The sequence below is a fragment of the Thermodesulfobacteriota bacterium genome (genome assembly GCA_039028315.1).
GTDB lineage: Bacteria > Desulfobacterota_D > UBA1144 > Nemesobacterales > UBA2774 > CR02bin9.
In genome coordinates this window covers 1-10,225 of sequence record JBCCIH010000077.1, presented here as the reverse complement: position 1 = coordinate 10,225, position 10,225 = coordinate 1, and the positions used below count along the sequence as shown (strand labels likewise).

At 39.6% G+C, this 10,225-nt stretch carries 11 protein-coding genes; 5 read left to right on the top strand and 6 right to left on the bottom strand.

What is annotated here, in order from left to right; all coding sequences use genetic code 11:
• Window positions 1-407 (bottom strand): 3-hydroxyacyl-CoA dehydrogenase NAD-binding domain-containing protein (locus AAF462_06230; GenBank protein MEM7008719.1); only part of this gene is annotated, 407 nt, incomplete at its 3' end.
• A gap of 107 nt (window positions 408-514) precedes the next feature.
• Here AAF462_06230 and coaE point away from each other — a divergent pair.
• The 4 genes from coaE to AAF462_06210 all read left to right on the top strand — a co-directional run bounded on the left by coaE (window position 515) and on the right by AAF462_06210 (window position 4,769).
• The gene (coaE, locus tag AAF462_06225) at window positions 515-1,111 is read left to right on the top strand and encodes a dephospho-CoA kinase (GenBank protein ID MEM7008718.1); all 597 of its coding nucleotides are present in this window, start codon (window positions 515-517) and stop codon (window positions 1,109-1,111) included.
• A gap of 110 nt (window positions 1,112-1,221) precedes the next feature.
• A complete protein-coding gene (locus tag AAF462_06220; GenBank protein MEM7008717.1) occupies window positions 1,222-2,766 on the top strand; it encodes an acyl-CoA carboxylase subunit beta in 1,545 nt (514 codons plus the stop codon).
• Window positions 2,767-2,784: 18 nt separating this feature from the next.
• Window positions 2,785-4,278 (top strand): acetyl-CoA carboxylase biotin carboxylase subunit, encoded by a 1,494-nt coding sequence (gene accC, locus AAF462_06215; protein MEM7008716.1) that lies wholly within the window; start codon window positions 2,785-2,787, stop codon window positions 4,276-4,278.
• Window positions 4,275-4,769 (top strand): biotin/lipoyl-containing protein, encoded by a 495-nt coding sequence (locus AAF462_06210; protein ID MEM7008715.1) that lies wholly within the window; start codon window positions 4,275-4,277, stop codon window positions 4,767-4,769. Before accC ends, AAF462_06210 begins: the two co-directional genes overlap by 4 nt.
• 3 nt (window positions 4,770-4,772) lie before the next feature.
• Here AAF462_06210 and rsmA read toward each other — a convergent pair whose 3' ends face one another.
• From rsmA to AAF462_06185, 5 genes are read right to left on the bottom strand one after another with little or no spacing between them, the layout of a single operon-like run.
• Window positions 4,773-5,621, bottom strand: coding sequence for a 16S rRNA (adenine(1518)-N(6)/adenine(1519)-N(6))-dimethyltransferase RsmA (gene rsmA, locus AAF462_06205; GenBank protein MEM7008714.1), 849 nt, complete (start codon window positions 5,619-5,621; stop codon window positions 4,773-4,775).
• An 18-nt stretch (window positions 5,622-5,639) separates the two neighbouring features.
• On the bottom strand, window positions 5,640-7,772 hold the full coding sequence (locus AAF462_06200) for a sensor domain-containing diguanylate cyclase (GenBank protein MEM7008713.1): 2,133 nt from the start codon (window positions 7,770-7,772) through the stop codon (window positions 5,640-5,642).
• Complete coding sequence (locus AAF462_06195; GenBank protein MEM7008712.1) at window positions 7,744-8,013, bottom strand: septum formation initiator family protein; 270 nt, start codon at window positions 8,011-8,013, stop codon at window positions 7,744-7,746. The genes AAF462_06200 and AAF462_06195 overlap by 29 nt, the downstream gene beginning before the upstream one ends.
• A gap of 1 nt (window position 8,014) precedes the next feature.
• Window positions 8,015-8,659, bottom strand: coding sequence for an MBL fold metallo-hydrolase (locus tag AAF462_06190; protein MEM7008711.1), 645 nt, complete (start codon window positions 8,657-8,659; stop codon window positions 8,015-8,017).
• A gap of 21 nt (window positions 8,660-8,680) precedes the next feature.
• Window positions 8,681-8,956: an acylphosphatase gene (locus AAF462_06185; protein ID MEM7008710.1), complete on the bottom strand. Its 276-nt coding sequence runs from the start codon at window positions 8,954-8,956 to the stop codon at window positions 8,681-8,683.
• A gap of 250 nt (window positions 8,957-9,206) precedes the next feature.
• Here AAF462_06185 and thrC point away from each other — a divergent pair.
• Window positions 9,207-10,225 (top strand): threonine synthase (gene thrC, locus AAF462_06180; GenBank protein ID MEM7008709.1); only part of this gene is annotated, 1,019 nt, incomplete at its 3' end.

Genomic DNA, 10,225 nt, shown 5'->3' with positions numbered 1-10,225 from the left:
CTGGTATTCATTGCTATTTCTACAATCGGAAGAGAAGAGGTGTTTGTTGCTAGTATGACATCGCCCAGAGTAATCTCACTAAGCTTAGTGTATATATCCTTTTTAATTGCCATGTCCTCATAAGCTGCTTCTATTACTAAATCGGCTTGTTCAAGGTCTTGGTACTTTGTAGTCTTGGCAATATTTCCCAAGATCGAACTACCATCCTCTTGAGTAATCGATTCTTTCTTAATTAACCTCTGAAGACTCTTTTCTATATTCTGAATACCTGCGGTAATTGCAGCATCAGATACATCAAGCAAAATTACTTCTTTTTTATTTGAGGCAAGGACCTGAGCAATCCCAGAGCCCATTGTGCCTGCACCTATCACAGCAACTTTTTTAATCTCTTCAACTTTCTTGGGCATTTAAAGCTCCTTATAAATAGCCGGTATAGAATCTGTAGTATACCAAAGTGAGGCTTTAAACTACATAAAGATTTGAAACCCCTGTTTTAGCAAATTAAACTAACTGCATGAAAGTCCTAGGTCTTACCGGCAATATCGCTAGCGGAAAAAGCACAGTGGCATCGATGTTAGAGCAGCTAGGGGCTAAAGTCATCGATGTCGACGATATTGCTAAAAAAATAGTAGAACCCGGTCAGCAAACTTGGAAGCAGATAGTTACTACTTTCGGAAATCAGATTCTAAACGCTGATGAGACCATAAATAGAAAGCTGCTTGGAGACATTATTTTTAATGATGAACTGAAACGAAATAAATTAAACGAGATCACACACCCTGTAATCATTAAGACTGCCAGGCAAAAGGTTGAAGAGTATAAATCTCAGAACGTACGGGTGGTGATCATTGAGGCAGCCCTTATTGTTGAGAAGGGGGGTCTTAAAGATTTAATAGAAAAACTGATAGTAGTAACTTCAGATAAACAGGACCAAATTGATAGGCTATCCAACAGAGATGGCTTCAGTGAGAATGATGCTCTATCAAGAATAAATTCCCAAATACCCCATAAAGAAAAAGCAAAGCATGCAGATTATTTAATCGACAATTCTCAGACCATTGAACATACACTGGCTCAGGTAAATAAACTCTGGGAAGAAATTAGAAACTAATTAGTTTAGAACCAGAGTTTTCTTAAAAGTGCTCCTCCAATATAAACTTGCCAACCATTTAATTTCAGAGTAAAGTTTTGGTCGCTTAAAGACCTTCAAAGGAGCTGATAATGAAGGAAAAAATTGAATTACTAGAACAAAAAGAAAAAGAGGCTGAGCTTGGAGGCGGGGAATCCCGAATAAAAAGGCAGCACGATAGCGGCAAACTTACCGCAAGGGAAAGAATTGATCTTCTTTTAGACAAAAACACCTTTGTGGAACTTGATAAATTCGTTGTTCATAGATGCAATGACTTTGGTATGGGCGACAAAAAATTCCTAGGTGACGGCGTTGTCACCGGATATGGAAAAGTAGAAGGCCGCCAGGTGTTTGTCTTCGCCCAGGATTTTACAGTATTCGGAGGCTCACTTGGAATGGAGCATGGTAGAAAGATCTGTAAGATTATGGACCTTGCCATGCAGACTGGAGCTCCAGTTATTGGACTCAGCGACTCAGGCGGTGCCAGAATCCAAGAAGGTGTTGAGAGCTTAGCGGGTTATGCTGAAATATTTTCAAGAAACGTACTAGCCTCAGGTGTAGTTCCTCAAATATCATCCATTATGGGACCATGCGCAGGCGGAGCCGTATACTCTCCTGCTATCACTGACTTCACTATTATGGTCAAAGACACAAGCTACATGTTTATAACTGGTCCTGATGTAATTAAGGCGGTAACCCATGAGGAAGTAAACTCAGAGGATTTAGGCGGAGCAATGGTTCACAACTCCAGAAGCGGAGTTGCTCACTTTGCTGCTGAGGATGATAAAGAATCAATAATGTTAATAAAAGAATTACTAAGTTTTCTTCCATCAAATAATATGGAGGACCCACCTAGAACCACAACTGAAGATCCTTCAGATAGAAGGGACACGGCTCTTAGGTCTATTGTTCCTGAAAACCCAAACAAACCCTATGATATGAAAGACGTCGTTAGTGCGGTTGTGGATGAAGGATATTTCTTTGAAGTACAGGAACATTATGCAAAAAATATGATTGTTGGGTTTGCAAGATTAGCAGGACGCGTTGTGGGAATAGTCGGAAACCAGCCAAATGTGCTAGCAGGATGCCTTGATATTGACGCATCTGTTAAAGGCGGGCGGTTTGTTAGGTTCTGCGACTGTTTCAATATTCCACTTCTAACATTTGAAGATGTGCCCGGATTTTTGCCTGGAACTTCACAGGAGTGGGGTGGAATTATCAAGCACGGAGCCAAACTTCTATACGCATACAGTGAAGCCACAGTGCCCAGAGTTACAGTAATTACAAGAAAAGCATATGGCGGCGCGTACGATGTGATGTCCTCGAGACACATAAGAGGCGATATGACGCTTGCATATCCAACTGCTGAGATTGCAGTTATGGGCTCTGACGGAGCTGTAAATATTATTTCACGCGGACAGATAGCACAGGCTGATGATCCAGAGGCCGAAAGGGCAAAACTGATTGAAGAATATAAGGAGAATTTTGCTAACCCTTATAAAGCTGCTGAGCTTGGATTTGTAGACGAGGTCATAAAGCCAGAAGATACTAGACCAAGAGTAATTGCAGCATTTGAGATGCTAGATGGGAAAAGACAGACTCTTCCTCCTAAAAAGCATGGAAACATTCCACTCTAGGAACAAAGGATAAGCTGAATGTTTAATAAGATACTAATAGCAAACAGAGGGGAGATCGCGGTAAGAATAATACGAGCTTGCAAGGAGCTAGGCGCAACTACTGTCGCTGTGTACTCTGATGCCGACCGTAAATCACTTCATGTTACACTCGCGGACGAAGCATACCACATTGGAGGATCCGCGCCCTCAGAGAGTTATCTGGTTATAGATAAAATTATTGAAGTCGCTAAAAAATCAGGCGCCGAGGCAATTCACCCGGGGTTTGGATTCCTATCTGAAAATGAAGAGTTCGCAAAAAGATGCGAGAAAGAAAAGATTGTTTTCATAGGCCCATCCGCCGAAGCAATTAGGCTTATGGGTGATAAAATTACCGCTAGAAAAATTGCTCAGGACGCAAAAGTACCGCTTGTTCCAGGATCAGACGGCGCTGTCACTGATGTTGAGGCTTCAGTTGTAGCCGAAAAGATTGGCTACCCTGTAATGATTAAAGCATCAGCTGGCGGTGGTGGTAAAGGTATGAGGCTGGTCAGAGACAAGGAAGATTTCGAAAGTTCGCTTCGAATGGCTAGAAGTGAGGCACGCTCTTCATTTGGGGATGACTCTGTTTTTGTAGAACGATTTGTTGAAGAACCAAGGCACGTAGAGATACAAATAATCGCAGATACTCACGGAAACACGCTTTATCTATTTGAACGTGAGTGTTCAATACAAAGAAGACATCAAAAAGTAATAGAAGAAGCTCCTTCTCCCGCAATTAGTGCAAAAACCAGAAAGAAAATGGGAGAGGTAGCGGTAAATATCGCAAAAGCTGTTAGTTACAGCGGCGCAGGCACTGTAGAGTTCATTATGGATCAGAAAGAGAATTTTTATTTTCTTGAGATGAACACTCGTGTTCAGGTAGAGCACCCAGTGACTGAGATGATAACAGGTTTTGATATTGTGAAATGGATGGTACGAATAGCAGAGGGAGAAAAGCTTCCATTCAAGCAAAAAGAACTTAGCATAAACGGCTGGGCAGTTGAATGCAGGGTATACGCTGAAGACCCTGAAACTAATTTTATGCCCTCACCAGGAATGCTGCATTATGTAAAAGCCCCTAGCGGACCTGGAATTAGGGACGACTCATCAATATACAGCGGATGTGAAATTACATCTTTTTATGATCCAATGCTATCAAAACTTGTAGTATGGGCTGATAGCAGGGAAGCAGCAATCGACAAAATGGCTTCAGCGCTAAGAGAATATGTCGTTCTTGGAGTTAAAACAAATATTGGATTTTTAATTCGCGTTATGCAAAACGATGAATTTAGGCAAGGCAAGCTAGATACTGGTTTTATCGAGCGTCACCAGGAGCTGCTCGGTCCGGGAGAAGTTGATATCGAACCTGCCATTATTGCTGCAGCGCTAGCATTAGAAGATGTTGAGGAAACTCAAGAGTCAGATAAAGCCCCTCAATCAAACTGGAAGCTCCTAGGTAGGAAAGCAGCAGTATCAGGGGGTAACCTAGTATGACATACACTTTCAAAATACAGGACAAAGTCTTTAGTGTTGAAACCGAAATAGACAAAGAGCAAACAATTGTAAAAATTAACGAGAAAGAAGTACCAGTTGAATTTGAAAAAATAGATGACAATCTCTATTCAGTAATACTCGACGGCAAATCTCTGACTATAGGCGTTCTAAAAGATGGCAAGAAAATTCAGGTATTTATGGATGGGGATCTATTTATCATAGAGGCCATATCAGAGAGAGATCAGAGAAAATCTTCCCAAGAGCTTTCAGGTGTCCAGGAAATCAAATCTCCAATGCCAAGCCGCGTAGTTAAAATACTTAAAGAAATAGGAGATGACGTAGCAGCAGATGAAGGAATTGTAGTAGTAGAAGCTATGAAAATGGAAAGCGAGCTTAAATCTCCAATCGAAGGAAAGGTAACTGACATCAGTGTAGCAGAAGGAGACGCTGTTGAGGCAGACACCACATTATTAGTAGTTTCCTCTGAATAAGCCTTAAACTCCCAAAAGTCTTAGCTTTTCTGCCAAAATTCCAAATTCCTTTACCGTGAGGGTTTCTGCTCTTCTTTTTTGATCGATTCCTGCCAAATCCAGAGCCTCTTGAGCTGTCTTCTTTGGCATAATTGATTCAAGTGAATTTGGCAGCATTTTTCTTCGAGAAGAAAAGGACGCTCTTACAATTCTTTCAAATTGGTTATCATCGGAAATATCTATACGGGGTGTATCAAGCGGTACTATTTTTAGAACAACTGAATCAACTTTGGGTTTTGGCCAAAAAGACTCAGGCGAGACTCTAAACTCAGTTGAGATATCCGCATAGGTTTGCAAAAGAACTGAAATTGATCCGTAGGTTTTACTTCCAGGCGCGGCAGCAATTCTCTCTCCTACTTCGAGTTGAAGCATCAATACTAGGCATGAATAATTTTGCCGTGTTTCAAGAAACTTGAACAATAGAGGAGTAGAAACGCTATAGGGTAGATTTGCTATTACCTTGAGTTTATTACCATAATACAAAGCGCCAAAATCCTCTTTTAATGCATCATTGTTAATCAACTCTAAATTTGTATAGCCATCAAATAGAACACTTAAATGATCGTATAGCTTCGCATCTTTCTCTATAGCTATTACTCTTTTTGCAATTTGTGACAATTTATATGTTAGCGCACCCATACCGGGACCAATCTCAAGTACATCGTCGTCTTCACATAAACCTGCTACATCAGCAATACGATTAATGACCCTTAGGTCTTTGATGAAATTTTGTCCTAAGTTCTTATCTGGATAAGAGTTAATTCTAGAGAAAAAATCTTTGGGATTAATCTTGTCTTTTATACTAGATGGCATATATATAAAATATCATATCTATGTTCCAAGCTCTTCAAACGATATGTCCTCATAATGAACAACTTTATCTTTACCTTGGTTCTTGGCTTCATAAAGCGCTCTATCAGATTTTTCGAACAACACCTCGCTATCAGGAGCATTTTCAGGGTAAGTAGCAATTCCTATGCTAAGTGTTATTAAAACCTCATCCCCATCAAACTTAAAAGGCATGTTCTTTATGTTGGTTTTAATCTTTTGTGCTACTACCATTGAGCCTCTTTTGTTTGTATTCGGAAGCACAACTGCAAATTCATCGCCGCCGTACCTGGCGGGTATATCTATTTTTCTTAGACTTTCCGTAAGCACCTTACCAACAAATGATAAAACACTATCACCTGCTCTATGGCCATATGTATCATTTATGCTTTTTAGATTATCGACATCAATGAGAATTAGTGATGAGCGCTCATCATACCTATCACAATGACTAACAGTGTAAGTAAGCATTTCTTTCAAGTGCCTGTGGTTATAGAGACCAGTAAGACCATCTCTAAGGGCAAGCTCTTTTGTCTTTTGATGCCCCATCCACGTTTTAATAAATTTAGCCGATTCTCCGCATATTATCTTAGCCAAACTGATCTCGCCATCATCAAAGCTCATTTTTTCCTCTCGCGCTATCACAACCGAGCCTAGAATAGCTGCATCGTTATCAGTATCATCTGCTATCTTTTCCATCAGCGGATAGATTAAGACGGACTTTATATTTTTTACGCCCAGGGCGAAATCTATTTCTTTTCCGAATATGCTTCGATATCTAGTTCTTACTGAGAGATCATCTGTAGTGAAGTAGTTTTTACCTTCATTTACAAGCCAAATCAGTGTATCCGTGTAGGGTATCTCTTTGTCTTCGAGGTGATTTTTATCTTCATCGCTAATCTTCTTAAGCACCGCTGTGCCTTCTTCCTGGTCATAGAGGGTGACTGCAATGAAATCTGCATTCATGGCCATATCTAAAGTATCAACAATTTGGTCTAGTACAGAATCCACACTGCCGCTAGAATTTAGTTTTTGAGTGAAATCATAAAAAGAGTTAAGCTCCTGATTGCTCAGTTTGACCCTCTCTGAGAGTTGGTACCTATCTATTATCTCGCTGATTCTATCTGATATAAGAGAGACTATAAGTTTTTCTTTCTCACCAAATACATCTTTCTTCATGCTGTCGATTATTAAGATTCCAACGACATCACGTTTGTTCTCGGGAATATTTTTTTCAGATTTCATTAGAAGCGGTGTGGCCAATAAAGATCTAACTGGAATGTCTTTTGTATAATAGACCAAATTTTGTCTGACGTTTTTTATGCTTGTAATTAACACTGGGGTTTTTGTCTTTAATACCCAGCCAAGGTAGCCGCCTCTAAAACTTACTCTTTGCCCGCTATCTATATATTCCTGACTGTTAGATATTGAATCTGCAATAATATAAAGTCCGTCATCCATTTTCATATAGAACAATATGCTATGGCTTTGGATTAGCTTACTTAACATCACTAGAGCCTTATTGATATCAGACCTTAGCTCCTTTATGTTATCTGATTCAGCTTCTTGATCATGAAAATTTGTTGGCATAGGATTTTGCGAAAGCTGTTTTTTGGGGTTTGCCTTATTAAACAAATTGACATCAAAATCAAATTTGCCGCCCCTTAGAAAATATCCCAAAACAATTGTTGAAAGCAGTAGTAGAGCAATTTGATATGGGGGTGAGGTAGACTCAAACTGCGTGAGCACAAGTACCGAAACTATAACCAAAGAAAGCCCAGCGGCATGCCATCCTAAGAAAAGCACAATAATAGGCAGCATAACGTACGCTATTGGGAATAAATTATTTCCGGAAATCTCAAGTAATATTCCAAATAGAAGAGTAATTAAAAGTGAGAATTCTAATCTATCTATTAGTGTCAGATATTTAGTCTTAGAAAATATGTAAGCTGCAGATTTATAGGCAAGTGAAGATATAACAAGCAAAGAAGCTAGCATAGAGTAGAGATTGAAACTTTGAAAACTACTCTTATATATCAGGGCGAGCGTAAGTATTGAAAGAACTACAATAAAAACTTTGCCCAAAATATAATTTGAAAATTTGAGTTTACTCTTTAAATCGATAGACCTTTTCACCTTTCTTTATCATCCCCAATTCTTGTCTTATGACTTTTTCCTTATAAGTATCGTCTATTTGAATTAGCTCTATTTTTCTTGTCAATTCTTGATTTGCTTTCTCTAGTTTCTGGGCCTCGAGCTTAACCTTTTCATTTTCTTGATGAAGCGCATATACTTGAGTTATTTCTCTTGCAAATAGGTATACAAACAATGATATGATGACTACTGCCAGTAAGACTCTGATAAGTGTTCTTTGCATCTTACAATATTGCTAAATCACCTGTAATAAATGGGTTAGATCTTCTCTCTACGCCGATCGTGGTGAATGGACCATGACCAGGGTAAACATTATAGGAGTCAGGCAGGGACATGAGTTTTGTTTTTATTGAACCAACGAGCTCACGCATCGAGGTGCCCCCTGTTAAATCGACCCTTCCTACACTGCCTGCAAATAGGGTATCACCTGATATCACATGATCATCTATAACAAAGCACACGCTGCCCCAGCTATGCCCTGGAGTATGAAGTACCTTGGCCCTTAAGTTTCCGATCTCTATCTCATCGCCTTCTTCAATGTATACATCAATCTTTGGAACTTTAACATCGCCAAACTGGGGATATCTGGCAGCAGCTTCGGGAAGAAATTCTAAAACTGGCTCGTCTTCGGGATGTAGATAGAAAGGAACGCCAAGCTCATCTTTAGCCCTCTGCACACCTGCCGCATGGTCAATATGTGTGTGGGTATTTACAATCTTATTGATATTTAATCCTGAGTTTTTGACCTCAGACATAATTTCATCCATCTGTTGGCCTGGATCGATCAAAATTCCCTCGTTGGTTTCTTCATCACCAATTATATAGCAGTTGGTTACAAAAATTCCTCCAGGAATACATTTTAATATCATAAGTTCTCCAATCCTAAATCATTAATTAATGCTAAATTCTTTAAACTCTGATAGATAAGGCTGCCAATCTGTATTTACATGATCTACCCTTGAACGATCTGGCCCCACATGGCACCATGCTAGAAGCTTTTGAAGATTCTCGGTATCTCCTTCTGCAATAACTTCTACTGTTCCGTCGGAATTATTTTTCACAAATCCATAAATATTTAGCTCACGGGCCTTGTCTTTGGTAGATGCTCTGAAAAATACTCCCTGAACCTTGCCATGGATTTTAATGTGTACTCTTTGTTTCTCCATCCAATAAGCTCAGCTTACCAAAACACACATCTTCTGTCAATAACCAATTTCACTTATTATCAACAGATTACAGAAACTTAGAGCGCAATCATTAAGAACATCTTTAATTATCATATGCCATTTTTTTGAGTTTGTTAAACACAAAACTTGCTTATATGAATCAATTTATCCAGAGTAGCTATTCTGAATGAGTTCATGTATTAGCTCAAATGTTTGACAGTCAAAATTGCAAGATGTATTTTGTTTACCTATGAGCAAATATAAAGCTTGGTTTAGATGTATAGATGAATCGTGCGGTGAGACCTATCCACTGGATGAAATCGTATACAGATGCAGAACATGTAAAAATTTACTAGAAGTTACTCACGATATGGATGAGCTTAAAAAAACATCTGCCGATGAGTGGAAGTCCATATTTGATGACCGCTACAGAAGACAGTCCTGGCCCTATGGAAGCTCGGTGTGGGGTAAAAAAGAATGGGTTTGCCCATACGTTGAAGATGAAAATATTGTCTCTATGTATGAAGGGGCTACAAATCTGTTCTGGGCCGAGAGGTTTGGAAAACAGATTGGCATGGAAGACATTTGGCTCAAAATGTGCGGCAACAGCCATACAGGTTCTTTCAAAGATTTGGGCATGACTGTTTTAGTATCAGTTGTACAGCAGATGAAAGCTAGCGGTAAAGAGGTGCCTGCAGTTGCATGCGCATCAACGGGGGACACATCAGCGGCACTTGCAGCATACTGCGCCTCGGCTGGAATTCCGGCAATAGTATTTCTGCCAAAGGATAAAGTGTCGGTTGCTCAACTAGTTCAGCCAATCTCAAACGGCGCCATGGTCTTATCACTTGATACCGATTTTGATGGATGCATGGAAATGGTGCAAAAGATCTGTTCTGAAAACAATATCTACTTAGCTAATTCAATTAACTCTCTTAGGATTGAGGGACAAAAAACTATAAGTGTTGAGCTATGCCAGCAGTTTGATTGGGAGGTGCCTGACTGGATTATTATTCCGGGTGGAAATTTAGGAAACATTTCAGCTCTTGGAAAAGGGTTTTTGATGATGCGCGATCTTGGCCTAATTAAGAAGTTGCCAAGGTTAGTATGTGCACAGGCAGAGCATGCAAACCCTCTATACTTAAGCTACCTAAACAATTTTCAAGAGTTTCATCCAGTAAAGGCTAAAAAAACTCTAGCCAACGCCATTCAGATTGGAAACCCTGTGAGTGTTAATAAGGCAATACGCACTTTAAAAGAATTTGACGG